This window comes from Rhodohalobacter sp., from assembly GCF_034521535.1.
Taxonomy (GTDB): Bacteria; Bacteroidota; Rhodothermia; order Balneolales; family Balneolaceae; genus Rhodohalobacter.
On record NZ_JAXHMF010000010.1, the window covers coordinates 239,557 to 263,336 of the forward strand.

Annotated in this window: 22 protein-coding genes; 5 read left to right on the top strand and 17 right to left on the bottom strand. The window is 42.5% G+C overall.

Going from position 1 to position 23,780, the window contains the following annotated elements:
* Positions 1-331 precede the first annotated feature (331 nt).
* From U5K35_RS19355 to U5K35_RS19400, 10 genes are all read right to left on the bottom strand, one after another.
* Positions 332-790, bottom strand: coding sequence for a DUF4112 domain-containing protein (locus U5K35_RS19355; RefSeq protein WP_322573170.1), 459 nt, complete (start codon positions 788-790; stop codon positions 332-334).
* A 158-nt stretch (positions 791-948) separates the two neighbouring features.
* Positions 949-1,245, bottom strand: a complete 297-nt coding sequence (gene hisE / locus U5K35_RS19360; protein WP_322573171.1) for a phosphoribosyl-ATP diphosphatase — start codon at positions 1,243-1,245, stop codon at positions 949-951.
* 17 nt (positions 1,246-1,262) lie between these two features.
* Complete coding sequence (hisF, locus tag U5K35_RS19365; protein ID WP_322573172.1) at positions 1,263-2,027, bottom strand: imidazole glycerol phosphate synthase subunit HisF; 765 nt, start codon at positions 2,025-2,027, stop codon at positions 1,263-1,265.
* Positions 2,028-2,084: 57 nt separating this feature from the next.
* On the bottom strand, positions 2,085-2,810 hold the full coding sequence (gene hisA, locus U5K35_RS19370) for a 1-(5-phosphoribosyl)-5-[(5-phosphoribosylamino)methylideneamino]imidazole-4-carboxamide isomerase (protein WP_322573173.1): 726 nt from the start codon (positions 2,808-2,810) through the stop codon (positions 2,085-2,087).
* Positions 2,811-2,900: 90 nt separating this feature from the next.
* On the bottom strand, positions 2,901-3,512 hold the full coding sequence (hisH, locus tag U5K35_RS19375; RefSeq protein ID WP_322573174.1) for an imidazole glycerol phosphate synthase subunit HisH: 612 nt from the start codon (positions 3,510-3,512) through the stop codon (positions 2,901-2,903).
* Positions 3,513-3,544: 32 nt separating this feature from the next.
* Positions 3,545-4,333, bottom strand: coding sequence for an imidazoleglycerol-phosphate dehydratase HisB (hisB, locus tag U5K35_RS19380; protein WP_322573175.1), 789 nt, complete (start codon positions 4,331-4,333; stop codon positions 3,545-3,547).
* Between the two features lie 120 nt (positions 4,334-4,453).
* The gene (gene hisC / locus U5K35_RS19385) at positions 4,454-5,512 is read right to left on the bottom strand and encodes a histidinol-phosphate transaminase (protein WP_322573176.1); all 1,059 of its coding nucleotides are present in this window, start codon (positions 5,510-5,512) and stop codon (positions 4,454-4,456) included.
* A gap of 196 nt (positions 5,513-5,708) precedes the next feature.
* Positions 5,709-7,010 (bottom strand): histidinol dehydrogenase, encoded by a 1,302-nt coding sequence (hisD, locus tag U5K35_RS19390; RefSeq protein ID WP_322573177.1) that lies wholly within the window; start codon positions 7,008-7,010, stop codon positions 5,709-5,711.
* Positions 7,011-7,062: 52 nt separating this feature from the next.
* The gene (gene hisG / locus U5K35_RS19395; protein WP_322573178.1) at positions 7,063-7,941 is read right to left on the bottom strand and encodes an ATP phosphoribosyltransferase; all 879 of its coding nucleotides are present in this window, start codon (positions 7,939-7,941) and stop codon (positions 7,063-7,065) included.
* A 308-nt stretch (positions 7,942-8,249) separates the two neighbouring features.
* On the bottom strand, positions 8,250-9,071 hold the full coding sequence (locus U5K35_RS19400) for a DUF4382 domain-containing protein (protein ID WP_322573179.1): 822 nt from the start codon (positions 9,069-9,071) through the stop codon (positions 8,250-8,252).
* Positions 9,072-9,202: 131 nt separating this feature from the next.
* Between U5K35_RS19400 and U5K35_RS19405 the strand changes: the two genes are divergently transcribed.
* From U5K35_RS19405 to lepB, 4 genes are all read left to right on the top strand, one after another.
* On the top strand, positions 9,203-9,448 hold the full coding sequence (locus tag U5K35_RS19405; protein ID WP_322573180.1) for a YkoF family thiamine/hydroxymethylpyrimidine-binding protein: 246 nt from the start codon (positions 9,203-9,205) through the stop codon (positions 9,446-9,448).
* 182 nt (positions 9,449-9,630) lie between these two features.
* On the top strand, positions 9,631-11,430 hold the full coding sequence (lepA, locus tag U5K35_RS19410; protein ID WP_322573181.1) for a translation elongation factor 4: 1,800 nt from the start codon (positions 9,631-9,633) through the stop codon (positions 11,428-11,430).
* A gap of 11 nt (positions 11,431-11,441) precedes the next feature.
* The gene (locus tag U5K35_RS19415; RefSeq protein ID WP_322573182.1) at positions 11,442-12,011 is read left to right on the top strand and encodes a hypothetical protein; all 570 of its coding nucleotides are present in this window, start codon (positions 11,442-11,444) and stop codon (positions 12,009-12,011) included.
* Between the two features lie 14 nt (positions 12,012-12,025).
* Positions 12,026-13,123: a signal peptidase I gene (gene lepB / locus U5K35_RS19420; protein ID WP_322573183.1), complete on the top strand. Its 1,098-nt coding sequence runs from the start codon at positions 12,026-12,028 to the stop codon at positions 13,121-13,123.
* Between the two features lie 161 nt (positions 13,124-13,284).
* On the opposite strand, the gene rlmN is transcribed toward lepB, so the two are convergent.
* Together rlmN and U5K35_RS19430 are read right to left on the bottom strand one after the other, a co-directional pair.
* Positions 13,285-14,400 (bottom strand): 23S rRNA (adenine(2503)-C(2))-methyltransferase RlmN, encoded by a 1,116-nt coding sequence (gene rlmN, locus U5K35_RS19425; protein WP_322573184.1) that lies wholly within the window; start codon positions 14,398-14,400, stop codon positions 13,285-13,287.
* A gap of 46 nt (positions 14,401-14,446) precedes the next feature.
* Positions 14,447-15,658, bottom strand: a complete 1,212-nt coding sequence (locus tag U5K35_RS19430) for a hypothetical protein (RefSeq protein ID WP_322573185.1) — start codon at positions 15,656-15,658, stop codon at positions 14,447-14,449.
* A gap of 278 nt (positions 15,659-15,936) precedes the next feature.
* Between U5K35_RS19430 and U5K35_RS19435 the strand changes: the two genes are divergently transcribed.
* The gene (locus U5K35_RS19435) at positions 15,937-17,562 is read left to right on the top strand and encodes a potassium channel family protein (protein ID WP_322573186.1); all 1,626 of its coding nucleotides are present in this window, start codon (positions 15,937-15,939) and stop codon (positions 17,560-17,562) included.
* Between the two features lie 11 nt (positions 17,563-17,573).
* Here U5K35_RS19435 and U5K35_RS19440 read toward each other — a convergent pair whose 3' ends face one another.
* The 5 genes from U5K35_RS19440 to U5K35_RS19460 all read right to left on the bottom strand — a co-directional run bounded on the left by U5K35_RS19440 (position 17,574) and on the right by U5K35_RS19460 (position 23,252).
* Positions 17,574-19,088 (bottom strand): TrkH family potassium uptake protein, encoded by a 1,515-nt coding sequence (locus U5K35_RS19440; protein WP_322573187.1) that lies wholly within the window; start codon positions 19,086-19,088, stop codon positions 17,574-17,576.
* Complete coding sequence (gene trkA, locus U5K35_RS19445; RefSeq protein ID WP_322573188.1) at positions 19,081-20,433, bottom strand: Trk system potassium transporter TrkA; 1,353 nt, start codon at positions 20,431-20,433, stop codon at positions 19,081-19,083. Before trkA ends, U5K35_RS19440 begins: the two co-directional genes overlap by 8 nt.
* Positions 20,434-20,527: 94 nt before the next feature.
* Positions 20,528-20,965: a nucleoside deaminase gene (locus U5K35_RS19450; protein ID WP_322573189.1), complete on the bottom strand. Its 438-nt coding sequence runs from the start codon at positions 20,963-20,965 to the stop codon at positions 20,528-20,530.
* 24 nt (positions 20,966-20,989) lie between these two features.
* Entirely contained in the window at positions 20,990-21,586 is a 597-nt protein-coding gene (locus U5K35_RS19455; RefSeq protein WP_322573190.1) for a S9 family peptidase, read from the bottom strand.
* A 19-nt stretch (positions 21,587-21,605) separates the two neighbouring features.
* Positions 21,606-23,252 (bottom strand): S9 family peptidase, encoded by a 1,647-nt coding sequence (locus tag U5K35_RS19460; RefSeq protein ID WP_322573191.1) that lies wholly within the window; start codon positions 23,250-23,252, stop codon positions 21,606-21,608.
* Positions 23,253-23,780 lie beyond the last annotated feature (528 nt).

Consider the following 23,780-nt stretch of genomic DNA (forward strand, 5'->3'; position numbering starts at 1 on the left):
GATTTTGTGTTGATATGTCTCAAGGGCAGGGCATAAGCGCTAACATACTATTTTTTGTATGATGTATTTAAAGATTTGAGGCTGTCCAAAAAGGCACATTTGTTCAAATAGCGCTTAAATAATTTAGTTTTCTCCTTCAGACTCACCCTATATCCCTCTCTAACTAATAGAGAGGGATATAAAGTTTAAATTATTTAAGCTTGGTTATGTGTTGATTCACTTTTTGGACATCCTCATAAAGGTCTGCATGTGCTGAGGCTTCGGTAGGTAGAGGCGGTTCAATTAAGTCAGGTTCATTTTTCATATTTTTTAAAGGAAAAAACCGATAGTATCAAATGATCATATATATCAACCAGCCGGCCAATAAAAAAAGCAGGCTTATCCAGAAAAATATTCCCCAGGGAAATTTCCATTCGGGTTCTTCGCCAAGCTCTCTATAGAGATAATTCTTTAATAGAAGGGTGTTCCTGATATTGGCTTTGTAAACGGCGTCGAATGCATCACCAAAAACCGGGACCAAACCGCCCACAAAATCGATGAACATAATGCGGATCATCTTACGCTGAATGTTGCCGGGTGCGCCGACCTTTCTGGCTTCATAGAGCACGTAGAGGGAGAGAATGAGCCCTGCAAAATCACCGATGCCGGGAACCAACCCAATCAGCGGGCTCAGCCCAAACCTAAAGTTGGTAAATGGTATGCGGATATTGCTGTCGGTCCAGTAGCTGAACCGGTCAAGCCGTTCCATTGTACTCCGGAGCTCTTCATCTGTATGAACCGGCCTGTTCATGGAGATCGTTTTTCAGTGAATACTAAGTATTCGAAAATTTAAAAACTGAATAACCAATTATGATTCAACAGGAAATTGGCCTCCCAGTTAAATAGATATCAGTCATGAGTCTTGAGATGTGAGAGAAATTCTCACGACTCACGACTCAAATCTCAAGACTATTTTTTACTTCTCACAATCAGTTCCTGAAAAACGGTGTCGAGGGGGATATCTCTTTCTACTAGGAGTACCATCAGGTGATAGATCAGATCCGCCGATTCGTAAATTACTTCAGAATCTTTCTTGTTTTTGGAAGCGATAATTGTTTCTACAGCTTCTTCTCCCAGTTTTTGGGCAATTTTGTCAATTCCTTTTTTAAAAAGCCGCGTTGAATAGGAGCCCTTTGGAAGTTCTTTTTTTCGTTCCTGTAGTACTCGTTCAAGGTCGTAGAGAAATTCGATTTCTTGCTTAGCCATTCGTTGTTTAATTCAGTTTATAGAGTCAATATTCTTACTTCAATTCCATTTTCAGCCATTTTCTTTTTCATCTCAGAGATTTCAATTTCTCTAAAGTGAAAGATACTTGCAGCTAAAACGGCATCTGCTTTCCCATTTTTTATAGCATCGATACAGTGCTGAATGGTTCCGGCTCCGCCACTGGCAATAACCGGAATAGTCACATTTTCATTAACAATTTTAAGAAGCTCATTGTCGAAGCCTGATTTTGTTCCATCGCGATCCATGCTTGTGAGCAGTATTTCTCCGGCACCAAGCTTTTCTGTTTTTTTAATCCATTCGATCGCATCCAGGCCGGTTGCTTCAGAACCGCCTTTTACAAACACTTCCCAGTGATCCCCAACTTTTTTGGCATCAACAGCTGCTACGATGGCTTGCGAGCCAAACGCATCAGAAGCTCTGGTAATTAAATCCGGATCGCGCACAATGGCACTGTTCAGGGATACTTTATCTGCGCCGGCTTTTAAAATTTCTTCAATCTCTTCAACGGATTTTATACCGCCACCAACTGTAAAAGGAATATTAATATGCGCTGCAATCTCTTTCACCAGATGCACCAATGTGCGGCGCTTCTCTTTGGTAGCCGTAATGTCGAGAAAGACCAGTTCATCGGCACCTTCTTCCGTATAACGCTGCGCCAGCTCAACAGGATCGCCTGCATCCCTCAACCCGACAAAGTTCACCCCTTTAACGGTACGGCCGTCTTTGATATCCAGGCAGGGAATGATTCGTTTTGTAAGCATATCGCGCGTAAAGGGTTAATCAGCGTAAAAAATAGTGAAAATGATTGTCAATTCACGTTATGAATTTGCCGAATGAAGGTGAGCCATGTCATCCAGTCCAATATGACCCTCATAATAGGCTTTGCCCACTACAACTCCATCCACCCCAATACTATTGAGCTGAATAAGATCCTGCAAATTGGAAACTCCGCCGGAAGCAATCCATTTGACATCCGGAAACCGGCTTTGAAGATCACTGTACATCTCAAAATTTGGGCCGGTTAGCATTCCATCTCTGGCGATGTCTGTACTCAATACTCTGCTTAAACCGGCTTTAATCATCGGATTTAAGAAATCTTCAATTGGTTTATCGGACGTTTCGAGCCAGCCACCGTAGGCCATTTTACCATCTTTTAAATCAAGTCCAAGTATAATTTTGTCTGGATTGTTATGAATGGCATCTATAAACTCATCGGTTTTTTTCACGGCCATTGAGGAGCAGATGATTCCACTCAAGCCCGCATCCAATAGATTTTGAATATCATCTTGTGATCGAACACCGCCACCGGTTTGAACCGTAAGCCCCAGTTCATTGATGATGGTTTTAATAATTGGAAGATTCTCAAATGAACCGCTTTTTGCCCCGTTTAAATCTACCACATGAATGTGATCAAACCCTGCCGTTTTAAACTTGGCTGCTTCTTCAATAGGATTGTGATTGTAAACTGTTTTTTTGTTGTAGTCACCTTTTTGCAGTCGCACAACCTGTCCGTCAAGCAGGTCTATTGCGGGAATGATATTCATATAAAATTGTAGTTGGATTAAAGAATCAAGTGTGGCTAAAGGTAAGGAATTATGGGGATGACTAAATCAGAAAACCTTTCGAAAATTTTATCAGGCGGATTTCCGGGATGACTCTTTTACGATATCTAAAAAATTCTGAAGAAGAAGTGAACCTACGGTACCCGATTTTTCAGGATGAAACTGTACTCCCATAAAATTGTCTTTGGATACTACCGCGCTGAAATCCTTGATATACTTACAGGTGGCAAGTGTATACTCATTGGCAGGAGCATAGTAACCGTGCACATAATAGAGAAAGTGTTTATTATCGATGCCGTTGATTAACGGATGTTCTTTTTTGGGCTCAAAAACGTTCCAGCCCATGTGCGGGACTTTTGCTTTTGAGGCATCAAACTTTTTTAGTTTCCCGGGTATCAGCCCGAGTGTATCGCTTGCGCCTTCTTCAGAAGATTCATAAAGAAGCTGCATACCGAGGCAGATACCTAATACCGGCTTTTTGGTGTTTTTAAGCCATACATCCAGGTCTCGTGAGCGAAGGTCATCCATTGCGGCTCCGGCATGTCCAACTCCCGGAAAAATAATGCCATCAGCTCTGTCAAGCTCTTTTGGATTATCTGAGATGAAATACTCTGCGTTAAGACGTTCAAGCGCATTTGCGACGGAAGCCAGATTTCCGGCCTGATATTTAATAATTCCTATCAACGTTCTGGTTACTTCTAAAAATTTTAATTCTATTAAATGGTGCCCTTTGTTGAAGGGAGGATTCCCCTGGTTCGCTCACTCCGGGTAATGGCAAAACGCAGGGCTCTGGCAAAACCTTTGAAGGTTGCTTCAATAATATGATGATCATTTTTTCCGTTAGCGGTAACATGCAGGGTTGCCTTGGCGTTCATAGCCAGTGTATAATAAAAGTGTTCTAACATTTCGGTAGGAAAATCACCTACGTATTCACGCTTTAATTCAACATCATACTGCAGGTAGGGTCGGTCGGAAAGGTCGATGGCAACGGTAGCCTGAGCTTCATCCATGGGTAACACAAAGCCGTATCGCTGTATTCCCGCCTTGTTCGTTGATACAGCTTTACTGATGGCCTGCCCCAGTGCAATAGCGGTGTCTTCTATGGTATGGTGTTCATCCACTTCAAGATCACCCTTACAAGTGAGTTCAAGGTCAATTAAACCGTGTTTTGCAATTTGATCCAGCATGTGATCAAAAAAATTCAGGCCGGTGTTAATGTTACTTTTCCCTGTTCCATCAAGGTTTATGTTTACATGGATATCCGTCTCTTTTGTAGCGCGCTTGATCTCAGCCTTTCTGGATGGAAAAAGAATCAGGTGAGCCAGCTCACTCCATGACTCCGATTTGCTCAGAATTTCACCATCTTTTCGAAACTGAAAGAAGTTATCGGATCGGGTTATAACTGCGTCAGGATCACGATCGGTTTTTTCGGGCTGAAAACCTTCATTTTCAAGCAGGCTAATTTGATGCTTCAGACAGATCTGAGCCGTTCCATATGATCTCATGCCCGTGTTCCCTTAAATATCCTAAGCCATAAATAACTCCCGGAGCGAGTAATAATTCACTTTTACCTTTAAGTGCGGCTGATTCAACTTGGATGATCATAATTTGGGTGGTTTATAGTATTAGCCTACAATTTCCTTAAGAGCCTTCAAGAACTTCACATTTTCGTCCGGCATACCGATTGTTACGCGCAAACAGTCCTCACATAGCGGCTCATTTCCACGATAGCGAACAATGACGCCTCGCTCAGCAAGTTGCTGATAAACTTCCTTTGCATTCTCAATTTTGAAGAGGATGAAATTGGCGTTCGAAGGATAGACCTTTGTTACGGCACTGCTAAGACTCAGTTGCTCAGCCACGTAGTCTTTCTCATCCTTAATTGCATTTATATTGAACTTCATCAGCTCCATCTTTTCAAATGCTTTCAGGGCGGTATCGGCCGTTAGTTTGTTGACGTTATAAGGAGCCTTTACGCGAAGCATGTAGTTGATGATATCGGGATTTGAAATGGCTACTCCCAATCTGATTCCGGCCAGTCCGAATGCTTTTGAGAATGTCTGGAGCACAACCAGATTTGGATACTGCTGAACCATTTGTGCCATCGATTCCTGCCGGCTGAAATCAATATACGCTTCATCCACAACCACGATTCCCTTAAACTTTGCTACCAGTTTAAGCAGATCCGTTCGTTTCAGATCGTTTGCTGTAGGGTTATTTGGAGAGCAGAGGAAAAGAAGTTTCGTGTTTCCATCTGCTTCATCAATGATCGCATCCGGCTGCAGCTGGAACTTTTCAGTCAGCAAAACTTCTTGAACGCCGACATTATTGATATTTGCTGCCACTTTGTACATGCCGTATGTTGGTGGTGTAATGAGAATGGAATCCCTGCCGGGCTCGCAAAAAATCCTCATCAGAAGATCAATCGGTTCATCGCTGCCCACACCCAGAAAAATATTCTCTCTTTCAACATCGCGGTACTCAGCAATTTTATCTCGAAGTTCATCCTGAGTCGGTGATGGATATCGATGCAGATTTAAAGTGCTTCGGACGGGCGATCCATAGCTGTTCTCATTGGCGTCCAGAAGAGTGCCGCTGTCAAAGTCATCCCGTGCGCTGCGATAAGGAGTTAGGTTTCGGATGTTCTCACGAACCAGTGATTCTATGTTGAAAGATTCGGGCATTTTGGGTTTACGTTGATTTATTCAGAATTTTGTTAAAAAGTTGAGACTGTTCAAAAAGCACATTCAACGAGCACCGCTTAAATCATTTAGATTTTTCTTTCAGACTCACCCTATTTCCCTCTCTAACTAATAGAGAGGGATTTGTAGTCTAAATGATTTAAGCTTGATTTTTTATATTTTTACTTTTTTTACAGCCTCAGCTATCCGTATCGTTACTCAATTTTTTCAGTCTTAAACTTACGGCATTTTTATGAGCCTGGAGGCCTTCAATTTCAGCCAAGGTTTCAACGGTTGGACCCAATTTCTGTAATCCCTCTTCTGAGATTTTCTGCATGGTGATAAACTTTTGAAAACTATTCAGTGAAACCCCGCTATACATCTTGGCATATCCGTACGTAGGCAGTGTGTGATTGGTTCCGGAAGCGTAATCTCCCATACTTTCAGGAGTCCACGGACCGATAAATACAGAGCCGGCATTTGTGACTTTTTCAGCCAATTCCTCGGCATCAGCGGTATTGATGATTAAGTGCTCCGGCGCATAAAGATTTGAAAATCGCATAGCTTCACCGGAAGATTCAACTGTAAGAATAAAGCTTTTTTCCAGTGCTTTTTCAGCGAACTCTTTTCGGGGCAGTTCATTTAACTGCGACTCTACTTCTTTCTCAATAGCGCGGATGTCGGCGTCTTCTGTAACCACTAAAACGGATTGACTATCTGAGCCGTGTTCTGCCTGTGACAATAAATCTGAAGCAATAAAAGCGGGATCTGCGGTTTTGTCTGCTATTACCAAAACCTCGGAAGGTCCTGCCGGCATATCAATGGATACCATGGCTTCGCTGTTTTGAAGAATCATTTTAGCGGCCGTAACATATTGATTACCGGGCCCGAAAAGTTTATCCACTTTTGGGATGGATTCCGTTCCAAATGCCATTCCTGCAATTGCCTGAGCTCCACCCGCTTTAACGATCTTTTCTGCGCCGATTTTTTGGGCAATGTAGATGATCGATTCAGGCACATTTCCATTTTTGTCGGGAGGAGTTGCAATCACAATTGTTGAGCATCCGGCAATCATGGCGGGAACTCCCAGCATCATGGTTGTTGAAGGAAGGGGTGCGGTTCCGCCCGGAATGTAAAGCCCAACCCGTTCAATGGGTTTGGCTACTCTTCTGCAAACAACGCCCGGCATGGTTTCCACTTCCAGATCCATGGTGGTCTGATGTTTATGGAACAGGTATATATTATTTAGTGCCTGGTCGATTGCAGCCTGAATTTTAGGTTCAAGCGTAACAGACACGTCGTTTGGGTTGACAGTGATCTCATTCAGATCCACTCCGTCAAATTTTCGGGTGTATTTCCGGATGGCTTTGTCGCCGCTTTGTTCTACATCATCCAGAATTGGCTCAACCTGCCCAAAAACCGAAGTAAAATCCATTTTGGGACGTTTACAGAGATTCGCAATTTCTGCTTCGGTCAGGGTTTTAAGTGAGTAATTTTTCATGTCATATTTTTTCAATTAATCTCAAGACTCATATCTCATGTCTCAAATCTATTTAAATAATCATCGATTCGATTGGCAGGACAACGATACCCGTAGCACCGGCACTTTTCAGTTTTTCCATCAGATCCCAGAATGTAGAAATTGTAACCACGGTATGAATGGCTACCATTCCGTTATCAGCCAAAGGCATTACTGTGGGACTTTTGAGGGATGGAATAATTTTTTTGATTTCGTCAACCGATTCCTGAGGCGCATTCATCATAATGTACCGGCTTTTTTCTGCCTTTTGGTAACCTTCAATACGCTGAAGAAATTTTTCGATCAGGGCCTGCTTGCCTTCCGAGAGAGGTTTGTTTGTTTTTACGAGCTGGGTTTCTGAATCAAAAATATTTTCAATCTCTTTCAGGCCGTTGGCTTTCAGGGTTCCGCCCGTTGAAACGAGGTCGGTGATAGCGTCGGCAATTTCCAAACGGGGCGCGATTTCAACTGAACCGGACAGGGTAATGATATCCGCTTCGACATCCTTGGTTTTGAGAAATTTTTTGGTCAGAACAGGATAACTGGTAGCGATTCGTTTTCCCTGCAGATCTTTTGCTGATTTAATATCGCCGTCTTTAGGTACAGCAATGGAAAGCCGGCAGACACCGTAATCCAAACCCTTCAGAATGGTTACATCCGATTCGTCTTCGGCAACAGTATTGGCTCCGACAAATCCCAGGTCGCAAACGCCATCCTCTACATATTCGGGGATATCGTCGTCACGAATGAGTAAAAGTTCCACGTCGAAATTTCGGCATTTTACCAGTAGACTTCGTTTGTAATCGTCAAACTTGAGTCCAATTCCTTCGAGCAGATTTAAGGTTTTATCGGTTAATCGACCGCTTTTTTGAACGGCAATTCTCAGTGAGGTGGAAGAATCCAGAGTTCTCATAGAATGATTTAATTATTTTTTTGTTAAAAAGGGTAGTGAGAAAAAAATGGTTGAATAATCTGTGCGTAACGGAAGAGTAGATCAATGATGATGATGCACAGAATGACCGTGATCTCCATGATGGGAGTGGTGATAAAGTGGAGATATGTCGGTTTGAAAATTTCACTTCTTAAAATTATGCATTTAAAAATTAGGATGCCAAGAATAGTTTAAAACATCCGGATCTGTTGAAATCATTCCAGTAAAAAGAAAAAGCCCGGCTCATTTAAGAACCGGGCTTTAAACTTTTTCAAATTAGCTTTTAAGGCTTATTCACCATTTCCATTCGTTCCTGATTCTGAAAGTGTAACGGTATCGATAAATGTGGTGTCAGGAGCGGTGACTTCTATATTGGATATCACCTCAGGGTTATATCCTTCCACACTTGGAGCTATCGAAACCTGATAGGTTCCGTTCAGAAGTCCGATCATCAGAAAGTCACCTTCTTCATTGGCGCGTGTGCCTGCGAGGGTATCATCATCTGCAATGGCATAAACCCAGGGGAGTGATTCGGCCGGTTCAATACTTCCGCCGATCGCTCCGGTTTGTGCCAGCTCAACAGCTTTTATTACCGGTTTTAGAATATACATTCCTGAGTTACCGGCTTTTACTATTGAACGTGAAGCATCAAAATCGAGAAGGAGCGTATAGTTTTCGCCACCTTCAATTTCTGCATTAACGTTCAGTTTCAGGCCGGATTGCTGAGCACTGGGTGTGGTAAGCGGAGTCGATTCTCCATCAATTACGAGTTCGTTTTGTTCTCCAAGTATGAGCCGGATTTGACTGTACGTTCCCGCTTCAAGTTCCGCTTCACCTAATATTTCGTAATTACCGTTGGTGAGTTCCAGAAGATTCACTCGAACAGGCTGGTCATTTATGGTTCTCCATCCGTTATCTTCTTCCTCAGCTTCAGCTTGTTTGTGTACGCGAACTTCCTGTACATCAATCCAAACCTCATCATAGTTTGCGGGGGCATCTGTTAAAAGGACCTGAAGGCTTCCGTTATCATTTGTAAGATCATTCGACAGATCGCAGGATGCCAAAAGAAAAAAACCTGCAATGAATATTGAAATAGTACTTAATAGTCTCATCTTTTTACTCTCAATTTTGTTTGTATTTTGATATCATTTCAATCTATTTTAATGCGCAATCATAAAAAATGTTCCATTTGTCGATATCGTTTCGACACTGACATGTCAATTTAATTTCGAAAACCAACAAAATGAAGACGATAGCTCAATTAACATATATACCTCTTTACTCTGATCATCCTAAAGAACAGGTTCAGGATTTGCTTGAATTTGTCGCTCAGCATGATGTTGAGGTAGATGTAAACTATCTGTCAACAAGTATTAAAGGGGATTCAGACGTTGTTTTTGAACTCATTCGAGAAGTATATGATTCAATGACGCTGGAAGGACAGAAGTTTAGATTTCACGTTGAACTGCTGAGTCCTACCGCAGAATAAAACCACGTTTTTTATAAAGAGGGGAAGATTTTTCTTCTGCTATGTTCAGGTTTGCTCTGGCTGGACATATTTTGTTCGTCTCAAACAATCTGGGAGAGGGTCATATAACAATTAAATGCAATGACCGTTTAAGCTTTGTATATTTAGGGCTGAATAATTTTTAGCATTTTCTATCCATCTGTATGAATAATATTCGCAATTTTTGCATTATCGCGCACATCGATCACGGTAAATCCACATTAGCTGATCGCCTGCTTGAACGAACCGGAACTATCAGTGAAAGGGAGATGCAGGAGCAGGTTCTTGATGATATGGACTTGGAACGGGAGCGTGGAATTACGATTAAAAGTCACGCCATACGGATGGACTATAAACGACCTAGCGGTGAACTCTATACATTTAATTTGATTGATACACCGGGCCATGTCGATTTCGCCTACGAAGTATCGCGTGCTTTAAAAGCTTGCGAAGGCGCGCTTCTTGTTGTGGATGCTGCACAGGGAATTGAAGCGCAAACAATTTCAAACCTCTACCAGGCGATAGATCAGAATCTGGAGATCGTACCTGTATTAAATAAAATAGATCTTCCGGGCGCCGATCCTGAAGGTGTAGGCCAGCAAATTGTGGATCTGATCGGCTGTGATCATGAGGATATCATAAGTGTATCCGGAAAAACAGGTGAAGGTGTTGAAGTGCTTCTCGAAGCTATAGTTGAGCGAATTCCGGGTCCGTCGAGAGAAGAAGACAAGCCTTTAAAAGCCCTTATTTTTGATTCCATTTTTAATACCTATCGGGGATCGATTGCTTACGTTCGGGTGATGGAAGGAACCCTCAAAAAAGGGGATCCCATACTGTTTATGGCAACCGGCAAAGAGTATGACGCCGAGGAGATCGGTTACCTCAAATTGAAGAAAGAGCCGGTGAAAGAGTTGAAGGCAGGAGATGTAGGTTATGTAATTGGCAGCGTGAAATCGCTCCAGGATGCCAAAGTGGGTGATACCATTACGAACCAAAAAAACAGGGCCGATAAAGCCATTCCGGGTTACAAGGATGTAAAACCGATGGTCTTTAGCGGTATTTTCCCAACAAGTTCGGAAGATTTTGAAGATCTGCGGGCAGCTTTGGAAAAACTGCAGCTCAATGATGCTTCGTTGACCTATCAGCCTGAAACTTCTAAAGCGCTTGGGTTTGGTTTCCGGGCAGGATTTCTGGGAATGCTTCACATGGAGATTGTTCAGGAACGCCTCGATCGGGAGTTTAATATTGACATTATTACCACCGTTCCAAATGTGCAGTACGAAGTGGATACGGAAGAAGGGAAACGGGTTCAGGTGGATAATCCCAGTGAAATGCCTTCTGCCGGCGATATTGCAAAAGTATGGGAGCCGTACATCAAAGCGAGTATTATTACACCGGCCGAATTTATCGGCCCAATCATGAAACTGTGCCAGGATCGCCGGGGAATATACGTTAACCAGCATTTTATGCAGAATAATCGTGTGGAAATCACATACGAACTGCCAATGGCTGAAGTGGTCTTTGATTTTTATGATAGACTTAAGAGCGGCACTCGCGGTTATGCCTCTCTGGATTACGAATTTATAGAATACCGCAAGGGAGATTTAGTTCGTTTAGATATTTTATTAAACGGGGAACCTGTGGATGCGCTCTCCAGTATAACGCACAGAGATAAAGCCTACTACCAGGGCAGAAAGGTGTGTGCCAAATTGAAAGAGCTGATACCTCGGCAACAATTTGAAGTAGCTGTACAAGCTGCCATAGGTTCACGCGTTATAGCTCGGGACACCATTCGCGCGCTTCGTAAAGATGTTACCGCGAAGTGTTATGGAGGTGATATCTCCCGTAAACGAAAATTGATCGAAAAGCAGAAAGAAGGTAAGAAGCGAATGAAACAGGTTGGTGCTGTTGATATTCCCCAGGAAGCCTTTCTTGCTGTTTTGTCTATGGACGACGAAGATTAAAATAGATTTCTATGAAAAAATTAGTTTTAGTTTTACTCATCGCACTTTTTAGTGTTGATGTCTACGCTCAGTTCGAAGATCCGGAAATTCGCAAGGTTGAACACTCTGAAAGATCTCAGTTCGAAGATAGATTCTCGGATATCAGCTGGACCGGTCAGGGTCTTTACAATCCAACTACAATCGATAGAATACCCACGGTGGAACTCCGCTCAAGATTACAGGCGGTATTTGGCGATCCGACACAAAAAATTGGCGACCTGATTAACGAGCGTAACTTCAGGCCCGGTAAAGCCGTACAGTTCGAGTATTGGTTTATCATAGATAAAGAAATGCCTCTTATGATTCTGGATTTAGACGGCCCTTTTGAAAATGGATTGGTGTATGTGGGTGCAAGTCGCTACATAGATATGATGCCTCAAGTGAAGCGGGTGTTAAATCGAATGCTGATGAACGAATCAAAGGAATTAGAACCTTTTAGTGACTATTTTTACTCTCCGGAACGGGATCAATGGTATCTTGTAGAGTATCAGGATGGTGAATTTGTACACGAGGCTATAGACAGACCCGGAAATTTTAATTAAGAGCATAAATACAGTTGGCAAGAAGAAAGGATTCAGAAAAGAAAAAACGTTTTTGGGAAACCTCTAAAAAATCTGATACAGAAAATCCCATTGATGCGAAAGCGAAGCACTGGGCAAGAGAGTGGCTGGATGCATTTCTCTGGGCGGCAATAGCGGCCATCATTCTGAGAACATTTTTCTTTGGTGCTTACCGCATCCCCACGCCAAGTATGGAAAAGACACTGCTCACCGGAGATTTTCTGATTGTGACCAAGCTTGCGTACGGTCCGCGCACGCCCATGACACTGTCCGTGCCTTTTACGGATATCTACTTGCCGGGAGTAGATTTGCCGTGGACGAGAATTCCCGGCTATTCTGATGTAGAACGAAATGATATTGTTGTATTCAATTATCCTGTAGATATCGGGCCAATTTCTACCAAAACCAACTATATTAAAAGGGCTGTTGGTATGCCGGGCGACAGGCTGAAAATTGAGGATAAACTTCTGTATGTAAACGGGGAGCAGTCTGAGTCTTACGAAACCTTTATGTACAACTACAGGGTTCAAACCCGTGAACGTATTCGACTAAGCCCGGCAAAAGTGCGTGAAGCCGGAGGCAATGTGCTGCAATCGAATAATGGCACTTCTATAATAAATATGACTCCTGTTCTTGCGGATGAGATGCGAAACTGGTCTGAAATAGAAGCGGTAGAGTTTTTCATTTTACCGGATGACTTTGACGAATTTAGTAGAAGGCCGTTCAGCTTTTCAGAAGGTTTTACAAACCACGATAATATGCCTGAATTTACAGTTCCATATCAAGGTCAGGAAATAGAGCTGACTTCAGACAACTGGCATCTTTACAAAGCTGTGATGGAGCGTTACGAGCGGATCGATGTTCAGAAAGACGGTGATCAATTCACGATAAACGGTGAAGAGACCAATCGCTACACTATCCAAAAAGATTATTACTTTGTGATGGGTGATAACAGGGATGATAGTGAAGACAGCCGATATTGGGGGTTTGTACCTGAAGATCACATCATTGGCAAGGCGGGTATGATCTACTTCTCATGGGACGGTGAGCGCTGGCTCCCAAGATTCAGCCGAATTTTCAATTTAATTCATTAGAATTGGAGAGTGGTAAGTAGCGAATATTTGGTTTTGAATTGCTGAATAGGTCATCTTACCTGAGACCTGAGACCTGAGACCTGAGACCTGAGACCTGAGACCTGAGACCTGAGACCTGAGACCTGAGACCTGAGACCTGAGACCTGAGACCTGAGACCTGATTACGCTTTCACCAAACTCTTTCCCTTCTCTTGGCCTTCGCGAATAGCCAGCTGTCCGCATCCGGCGTCAATATCGTCGCCCCGGCTTCTGCGAACGGTTGCCGTTACTCCTTGATCGGTCAGTGTTTTCATAAATTTATCAAGACGCTCTTCCCGCGCTCGTTTTAAAGCTACACCGGCTACATCGTTATACATGATGATGTTAATCTTGGAAGGCACCCACCGTGCAATTTTCACCAGATTATGAGCGTCCTGAGGAGTATCGTTAAACTCATCAAACAGCAAATATTCGTAGGTGAGTGGCTGTTCGGTTTTCATGAAGTAATACTTTACGGCTTCTTCCAGCTTCTCCAAATTCAGAGACTCATTGATAGGCATTATCTCATCACGCTTTTTGTCGTCGGCGGCGTGGAGTGAAATAGCCAAATTTGTTCCAATTTCTTCATCTGCAAGCTGCTTGATCTGCTTTGTAAGACCAACTGTAGAGACCGTTATTCTGCGGGGTGACAAATCAATACCCAGCGAATCTGAAATGATACGGGCCGATTCCACAACAGCTTTATAGTTATGAAGCGGTTCCCCCATTCCCATATAAACGATATTGGTGATCTTTTTGTCGAATTTCTCTTCGGTCAACTCATTGATAATTTGGACCTGATCCACAATCTCTCCATGAGTAAGACTTCTGAAATATCCCATTTTACCCGTTGCACAGAACGAACAGCCAAACATGCATCCTACCTGAGATGAAACACAGACCGTTAAGCGATTCGCGGCTCCATCGGGATAGAGGTCAGGTATCATCACAGCCTCTACTTTGTATGCGTTTGGATCGTCCAGTTCAAACAGGAACTTAATGGTTCCATCGGTCGACTCCTGCTTGCTGTGAACCTTGATCTTCTTTACTTCGGCAATCTCACTAAGCTTTGCCCTTAAGTCTTTGGAAAGATTGGTCATTTCTTCAAAGGATGAAACTCCTTTCTGGTAAAGCCATTGAAATACCTGGTCTGAACGGTACCCGGCCAGTCCAAGTTCGTCCAAATAGTCGGAGAGTTCTTGTTTGGTAAGGGATTTTAAATCTGTTTTTTGAATGGTATCGGTCTTCTCTTTAATCATAACCCCAAAGTTACGAACAATGGGATGGAATTGATAGCTCAGGCGATTAGAATCGCGGATTTACAATATTGTTGTAAATTGAGCCAAAGGTGTAGGAGAGCCCAAAAGAGATGCTATAGTCGTAAGATGTAGGCCGCTGCCCGCCACTGATTATATTTTCCGGATCGTTGGGATCTACGGCGCCTTCCAGGGAGAGTTGATCGTTAATCACACGATAACGTCCGGAAAGGCTAACGGAAAGTCCGCGCATGATGCGAATGTTGAAAGATGGGTTTATTTCAAGTCTGTTTATTGCTGCATCGTGGAAGTAGTGTAATCCCGAAACTCTGACGTCAATTCTTCCCCAGCGCTGGTCGTACCTCAATCTTGAGGATATTTCCTGCGACATGATCAGCTCTTCATCTTTACCAAAGACGGTAGTGTTGAAGTATCGCCGGAACTTAGGAGTTAACTGATACTGTACAATAAATCGACGTTCTTGGAATTCGTTATATGGGAAAAAATTGTATTCGATAGCCGGAGCTACATACGAATCGAGGGCAATGTTGTTTGATCTGTTAAAATTTGCACCTGCAAACAGTGCCACCGTAGCATGATCACTGAGGCTGTACCCAAACATCTGCCAAAAATTTCCCCAATCCCGGTTAATGTTGAGTGTACCACTCGAAACTTCGAGTGTTCTTCTGCGGATCTCTCCTCTCAGGTTGGTTCTGATTTTCCAGATATGGGTGGTTCGTTCCGCTTCAAAGCCTGAGTAGAGCCCGAAATTTGTTTCACTCGACTGACCGCTGAGATTTGAGCGAACATTGATATCAAAAACCCAGCTGTTCCATGGGTCAACAATTTCATCCTCCTCATCGGTGAGGTCTATTTCAGGAGCCTCGTAAAAAATATCAAGTGACTGAATGGCAACAGTTCCCGATACATAGGGCATTAGCCCAATTTTTATATACCGATTCAGCCCAATTCTTCGTTCATCGTTGGAATCGGTACTTGAGGAGACATACCGAAGAGTATCTGACCGTCCATTCTGAAGTCCGATTTCAGAAAATATTAGCGTATATTCCCTGCCGCCACCGCCGGTGGCAAGATCGTTGATCAGTAAATAAACTGAAGCATCTTCTTGATCGCGCACGTAATTTACAAAGGTAATGTTGGAGCGGATGTAGGATATATCACAGGAGCTACAGTCCAGATAAACATTTGGAATGGGATCCAGACGATCAGAGCTCTGAGCCGAGAGTGTCGTAGAGAACAAAAAAAGTAAGCTGGTAACAACCAATAAGTAGCGGAACACAGAATTTTTTCTAAAATTTTCGGCTTAGTTTTTGGCACTCAAAAGTAACCATTTAAAGGGATGAATTTCCAATTAATTCAGTAGCAGTTTGTAAAACAGTGTATACTTTATTTCTTATTTTCCTTTTTTTGCTTGACAAATAATTTAATTAACAGACGGAGTTCCATTTGAAGTTTTTAGGATCTCAACTATCTTATTTTTTTGCTAACAGGCGTACGAAAGTCAACATCAAGAAACTGATGAAGTTTGTTGGTGTACTTTTCCTGATGTATGTGACATATGCGATAACCTTTCACTTTATCTCTATTTACGAGGGGCATGAGCATTCGTGGATAACGGGATTTTACTGGGTACTCGTTACAATGTCTACTCTCGGTTTTGGAGACATAGTCTTTACCTCAGATTTGGGCCGGGCATTTTCTATGATTGTGATTTTCTCCGGTGTATTGTTTCTGCTGGTGATGCTCCCGTTCACGTTTATTGAGTTTTTCTATGCTCCCTGGTTGAAAGCTCAAAATCAGGCACGTGCTCCTAAAAATTTGGATCCTGAAACTAAAGACCATGTAATCATAACAAAACTAACGCCTGTTACAGAAGCGTTGATTAAAAAACTCGATTCCTATAAAATCGATTATGTGATTTTGGAACCTGATCTGCAAAAAGCTCTGGATCTATCAGATTTAGATTATAAGGTAGTTAATCTCGATCCGACAGAATATGAGACCTATAACAGGCTTTGTATTAAGAAAGCAGCTATGATTGTGGCGACGGAGTCTGATACAATTAATACGAATGTTACATTTACGGCTCGTGAATTTAGTGATTCTATAAAAATTGTTGCTACGGCAAACTCCGCCGACTCGTTAGATATCTTAAGGCTTGCCGGTGCAAATCACGTCATTCAGCTTGGGGATATGCTGGGCAAGGCGTTGGCCCGGCGAACATTGGGTGGAAATGCACGTGTTCATGTTATTGGCCATATCGATAATCTGGTTATCGGCGAGGCTACCGTGCAGGAAACTCCGCTGATTGGTCAAACACTTCAAGAGAGTAAATTAAGAGAGAATATCGGGATAAATGTAGTGGGTATCTGGGAGCGGGGTAATTTTATCCATCCTAAACCGGACACGGTAATTAAAAGTAAGAGTGTGTTGGTATTGGCCGGTACCGTTGAACAGTTAAGGAAATATGATGAAATAGTCAGTATCTATAATATTTCAGATGAGCCGGTGGTAATTATTGGTGCGGGACGAGTAGGCCGTGCTGCTGCAAAAAGCTTGGAAGAGAGACAGGTCGACTACAGAATTATTGATAAAAATCCGGAACGGGTGAATGAACATGATAACGGGAAATATATTTTAGGAGATGCAGCAGATCTTAAAGTCTTGGAAAAAGCCGGACTCAGAGATGCTCACACCGTTCTTATTACAACTCATGATGACGATGTGAATATCTATCTGACCATTTACTGTCGTGAACTCTGTCCCAATATCGAGATTGTAAGTCGGGCTACCTATGAAAGAAATGTGAATACCATGCATCGTGCCGGTGCAGACTTTGTGATGTCATATGCTTCGATGGGAGCAAACTCCATATTTAACATAATGGAAGACAAAGATGTGATGATGCTTGACGAAGGATTGAATATATTCAATTTTAAAGTAGACAAGAATTTGGCGGGTAAGTCTTTGATAGAATCAGACATTCGTAAAAAAACCGGATGTACAGTCATCGCTATCAATTGCAATAATAATAAGATGCTGGTCAATCCTCCACCGGACCGTGTTTTAAATGTGGATGACGAAATTGTTTTAATCGGATCCGACAAGGGAGAGAAAAAGTTTACCAACCGCTATGTTGATTAAGAAGAACTAGTTTAGTTTTTCCAAAACCATGGAGTAAAAATAACAAGCACGGTAAAAAGCTCGAGCCGGCCTATCATCATTAAAAGTAACAGTACCCATTTTCCAATATAGGGTACTCCGGCATATTCATCCGTCGGGCCAAATTCTCCCCAACCGGGTCCAATATTTCCCAGACTGGCAATACTGGCTCCCATGGCCGACATGAAATCGTATCCCATAAAGCTCATGATGATGGAGCCAATTGCAAATACGATAAAATAGACCACAAAAAAGCCGAGTATATTTTTCAATATTGTGGATTCAATCACCCGATTGCCCACTCGAACGGGAATTACTGCCTGAGGGTGAATAATCTGCTTGAATTCACGTCCAACATTTTTCAGGATAATTAGTATTCGGATCATTTTTATTCCTCCACCGGTAGATCCGGCTGTACCACCGCTAAAAAAGAGCAGGAATAACAGAAAGGAGGTAAACGGCATCCACAATGCATAGTCATCGGAACCAAACCCGGTTGTTGTGAGAATGGATATCACCTGAAACGAACCGTAACGCAGGGCATCACCAAACTCGTAGTTGTCAATCAGCCAGAGACCGCCGGAAATTAGGATGGTGAACAGGATGGCTAAAAGAGAGTAGAATCGGAATTCCCGGTTTTCAAAGAAGCTCTTAACATCACCGCTTAATAACCGGAAATGCATGGCAAAATTGATTCCTGCCAGAAACATAAATATGGTTATAATTATGTCGATATAGGCAGAGTCGAAACTGGCAATAGAGCCGTTTTTTGTTGAGAAGCCTCCGGTTGCCAAAGTTGCAAAGGCGTGATTGATGGCGTCGAACCAATCCATTGAAGGGTGAACCCAAAGAAGCAGAAACTGAACGAAGGTCATTCCAACATAAACCGACCACAGGAGCAGCGCGGTTTCCTGTATTCGTGGGGTGAGTTTATCGGAGGTAGAACCGGAGTATTCTGCTTTATAGAGCTGCATTCCGCCAATGCCCAATAAAGGCAATAGTGCCAATGTTAAAACGATGATTCCCATACCACCAAGCCAGTGAGAAAGGGAACGCCAGAACAGCAGGCTTTTGTCAATATCTTCGATGGCAGGATTCTGAATCCCATCGCTGGTAACCCCACCTAAAATAGTTGCTCCTGTGGTGCTGAGACCGCTCATCGCTTCAAAAACGGCGTCGGTATAGCTTTGCAAAGTGCCCGAAATGGTAAAAGGAAAAGCACCGATTAATGAACCCACAAACCAGGTAAGGGTAACGATGAGAAACGCTTCGCGCATCCTCAACTCATATTTAGGCTTAAAGATGAAGAAAAGTGCGGCTCCAATCAGCATAGAGGGAACGGCGGTATAGAGGAAAGCAATCCAGGATGTTTCGTTATAGAAAAGGGCAATGAATAAAGGAAAGAGCAGAGCAACTCCCAGGAAGAAGATCAGACCGCCCATAATTCCGGTCACAATTTTAAAATCTATTCTGGGCCTGTTTGAGGGTTGATTCAGCAGGTCAATCATGAAAAAGCTCTTCTACTTTTGGGATGGCCTGAGGTTGAACAAATAAAATAACGCGATCTCCTTTCTTAATAATTGAATCACCTGTGGCAATCTCTACATCATCTTCACTCAGAAGCGCCCCGATGATCATGCCTTTTGGAAATTTGACATTTTTGAGAGGACGATTAAGAATTTCACAGTTTTTACCGGCCTCTACCTCAATAATTTCCGCATTGATTCCATGAAGTCCTTTTACAATCAGCAGATTGCCCTGCCGGATATTACGATGTATTTCATCTGTAGCGGCTGCTTTCACATTTACGATAGAATCTATGCCAATGGTTTGACTGAGTGGTACATATTGAGATTTGGAAACCAGGGCAACGGTCTTTTTCACTTCAAGATGTTTGGCCATCAGGGCAGAGATGATATTGGATTCCTCATCATCAGTTACAGAGATAAACGCATCCATCTCCTGAATACCTTCAGTTGCAAGAAGATTAGGGTCGGTCGGGTCTCCATTTAAAACGAGAATATCACGCAATTCAGAAGCTAAATTATTTGCCGTATCCCGGTCAGGTTCTATTAATTTTATTTTCCAATTTTGATCATCGTGACTCAGTTTTCTAGCTAAAATTCTACCGACTTCATTACCTCCGGCAATCATAATCTGACGAATTCTCTCGTCTTTATGACCGGTTGCTTTTGCCAGTTTCTCAATTCCTTCTGTTTTGGTAAGTACAAAAATATGGTCTAGCTCCATCAACCGGCTTTTCCCATTTGGTAAAATGGTTGTTCCACGTCTAGAAATTGCAACAACACGATAGTTATTGTCCCGATATTCAACGGCAAGCTCTCGAAGGTTTTTATTCACAACTGCGGAGTTTTTTTCTACTCGAATTCCAACAAGCTGCATTTTCCCCTCTGCAAGCGGAACAATATCGCTTGCAGAAGCACGCTTTATGAGCCTGTGAATTTCAATAGCGGCGCTCTCTTCAGGGTGTATCAGAACGTCGATACCGAGCTCGGATGGTGTGATGGGAGAATCTTTTTGAGAAAGTTCATCATTTCGTACGCGAGCGATAGCTGATTTTACTCCAAGTCTTTTGGCCATCATACATGCAATGATGTTAACCTCATCTACACTGGTACAGGCTACCATCATATCGGAATCTTTTGCACCGGCACTGACTAGATCATGGGGTGAGGTTGCGTTTCCTTCAACGGTCAGAACATCGAGGTTTTCAATGACTCTTTGAAGGCCTTGATGTCTTACATCGAGTACTGTAACATCATGGTGTTCTTCTGAGAGAACTTTGCTCAGTTCAAAACCAACTTCTCCGGCACCTGCGATAAGTATTTTCAAAGTGGTAAATTGATTAATTGAAAATCAAACTGCCTAAACTTATAACTTTTTTCTGTAAATGCTGAAGCAGAATCTCTCGTAAGTCTGTGAATTATTACGAGAATGTATCAAGTAAAGATAGACACTCTTTCTCCATAAAACCCTGTTGTATAATTATTTTTCGAAAACTTTTGTCAGCAATATCACTGCATGAAAGATTGATCTGTGGCATGTATTCTGATATCTGAGGAATTGAACAGCCATAAACAACGATATCAATTCCGGCCCAAATTGCGGCGCTCATACACATCGGGCAGGGTTCGCACGTAGTATAAAGCGAAAAACCGGAAAGGTCTGTTTTTTTAAGCCGCTCGCTTAATTTTCGAATGGCCAACAGTTCAGCGTGGGCGGTTGGATCGTGTAATGTTTTTGTTTGATTCGCGGCAGTAAGAAAAATTTCATCGCCCATGGCTAAAGCGGCTCCAAATGGCGTGCTGTTTTCTTCGGCAATCTCTATGGCCGCTTTCATAATACGAATGTCAGGTTTAATCATAAAAAAAGTGAAGGAAGTTTGAATTTATTTCAAATGTGTGTCCAGGTAATCAGTGTATACCTGGTAAAGAAGAAGATAACTCTGTTCATTGTAGATCACCGTATGCCATCCTTTCGGAAAGATCCTCAGATCTATGTCTTTACCGGCTTCTGTAAATGCGGTGATCATCTGCATGGTGTTCTGTATATGAACGTCCTGGTCCATTGAGGAGTGAGCTACAAGCATTTTTGCTTTCAGCTCATGGGCATGCTTCATAATGGAACTGTTATCGTAATTCTCTGCATTCTCCTCCGGTAATCCCATGTGGCGTTCTGAATAGATCGATTTATAGAGTCGCCAGTCAGTAACCGGCGCGCCAACCAGGCTTACCTTGAAAACATCCGGGTATAAAACAGCTGAAAGAGCAGCCATAAAACCACCGTAACTGTGTCCGCGAATAGCTATCCGGTTCCCATCAATCCAAGGTCGTTCTGAGAGGTGTTTTGCTGTAGCTGCATAATCCTCTGCTTCCAAAATCCCCAGCTTTTTATGAACTGACTTTTTAAAATCACGGCCGTAACCGCTACTTCCCCGGTTGTTGATGTTGGCAATTACATAGCCCCGCTGGGCCAGATATTGCACCCAGGTTGAGGTTTCAAACTCATTGAAAACTCCCTGATGGCCCGGTCCCGCCGTAGACCATTAAAACCAATGGATAGGATTTATCGGGGTCAAAGTTGTGCGGTCGAATCAGATATCCGTCCAGTTCCACTCCATATTCTGTTGTAAAATTGAAAAGCTCCCTGGGCTGATAGGCATACTCTTCAATATATGATTCCACAGCTTTGCTACTGACAAAAGTCTCAATCAACTTCCCACCGTTCTGAGTTGTTTTGAGCTCAATTCTATGTGGCGTCTCTGTATTGGACCATTTGTCGAAATAGTAATTACCGCCGGGGCTCATATTAAAAGTATGCTTACCCGGTGAGTTTGTGTACCGGACTTTATCTGTGCCGCCAAAACTGATGGAGTAAAGATGCCGCTCCAGGGAACCGGCTTCGGTCGATTCATAATAGATCGTCTCGGTCTCGGTATTGATTGACAAGATCTGAGTAACCTCCCAATCCCCTTCAGTGACTTGATTCACAATATTCCCGTCATAATCGTACCGGTAGATATGATTAAATCCGTTTCTGTCAGACATCCGGAAAAACTCGTTTCGATCGGATGGGAAAAAAAGGTAATTCTTCGCATCCGAAAATAAGCTAAAGATATCGATCCACCCGTCATCCGATTTTTCCTCCATAATCAATCGTTTCTCTTGTGAATTGACGTCGTAAAAATAGAGCTTCATTTCTGTTTGCTCTCTGTTCATCCATACAACCGCTAACTCTCCGGGATTTGCAGTCCAATAAGTACGTGGAATTAAACCGTTTTTACCATCCAGATCAATCCATTGATTCTCCCGGGTTTCAACGTCCAATACTCCAATTTTTACGGTTGGGTTGCTAGTTCCGGGTTTTGGATAGGAAAGAGTGTTGTACTCCGTATAAAGCCCTTCATAATTGGCCAGCCTGAGCTGATTTACTTCACGCTCGTCGGTTTGCCAGTAGGCGATATATCGGCTGTCATGGCTCCACTGCCATGCCTGGGTCAACTTAAATGCATCTTCATAAACCAAACCAATGCGGCCATTGTAGAGATATTCTTCCGAAGAATTAGTGAGCTGTATTTTTGTTCCCGACTCGATATCGTGAATAAACATCTCACCGTTTTTGTGATACCCTACTTTTTTGCCATCGGGCGAGAGCCTGGCGTTGAATGCTGAATGAGCAACAAACGTGATCTCTTCCGAAGTCAGATCAAAGTGATAGTAGTCGGCACTGCCGGATAAGGGATATTCCCATGAAGTACTATTTTGGTATGTAGTATTCGTTTTAAATAGAATGCTCGATTCGTCTTTCGACCATTGGTAGTCCTCAAAATGAAAAGGCATGGAAGTGTGAGGGAAAATGTGTTCAGCCGGGTGAAACAGGAGAGAGTCCTCACCGGTCGTGATATTGTAAATTCTGATTTCAGGTGCAAAGTGCTTCAGATTTTGCTCGGTGTATGAATAGCGATCTTCATTATTAAGCCACTGAACATTTTTTGGTCCGCTGCCTCCGGTAAGCTGGCTACCCGAAAAAAGTGCATGCTGCAAACTTTGATACGTTTTGTTCTCCTGAGCATCTGCCTGCAAAAAGCTGATTGAGAACCAAAAAATGGATATTAACAGAAACCTGAAACCCGGTTTTTTCCACACCATCATTATTTTCTGCAATTAAATTTGGGGACAAATCAACTGTAGCGGCACGTACCTTATTCTGCCACTGCTCCTTTTAGATTTAAGAAAGTAAATATTCTGTAGATTAGGAAAATTAACTCTGCATCCGGTAACAATTCTTCCCGTTTCAGCATTTATAGCCGTTAAGTACAACTAGAAGAGAACTTCCATCATGATCAATCACATCAGGCGTAAATAAATAAAACGATGTAAGCGGTTTCCACCAATTAGAGCTTTTTTCATCAATTAAAAATGATAAGAAGAGAAAGCGTGCTTATTTTAATTGAAGACTAAAATGCTAACTGCTCATGCTTCATTAAATCTAATCAGCTTTATATGCAGGTATTCATAAAGCTGATCAGTAGTTAAAAATCTTAGGGAAAGCATAAAAAAATAAAAACGGGACAAAATCAGACTATGAAAAAATTACTATTCGTAACAGTAATTACAATTCTTTTCAGCTCACTATCAATAGCTCAAGACGGAAGTTCAGTACTGCTCGAAGAGTATGAA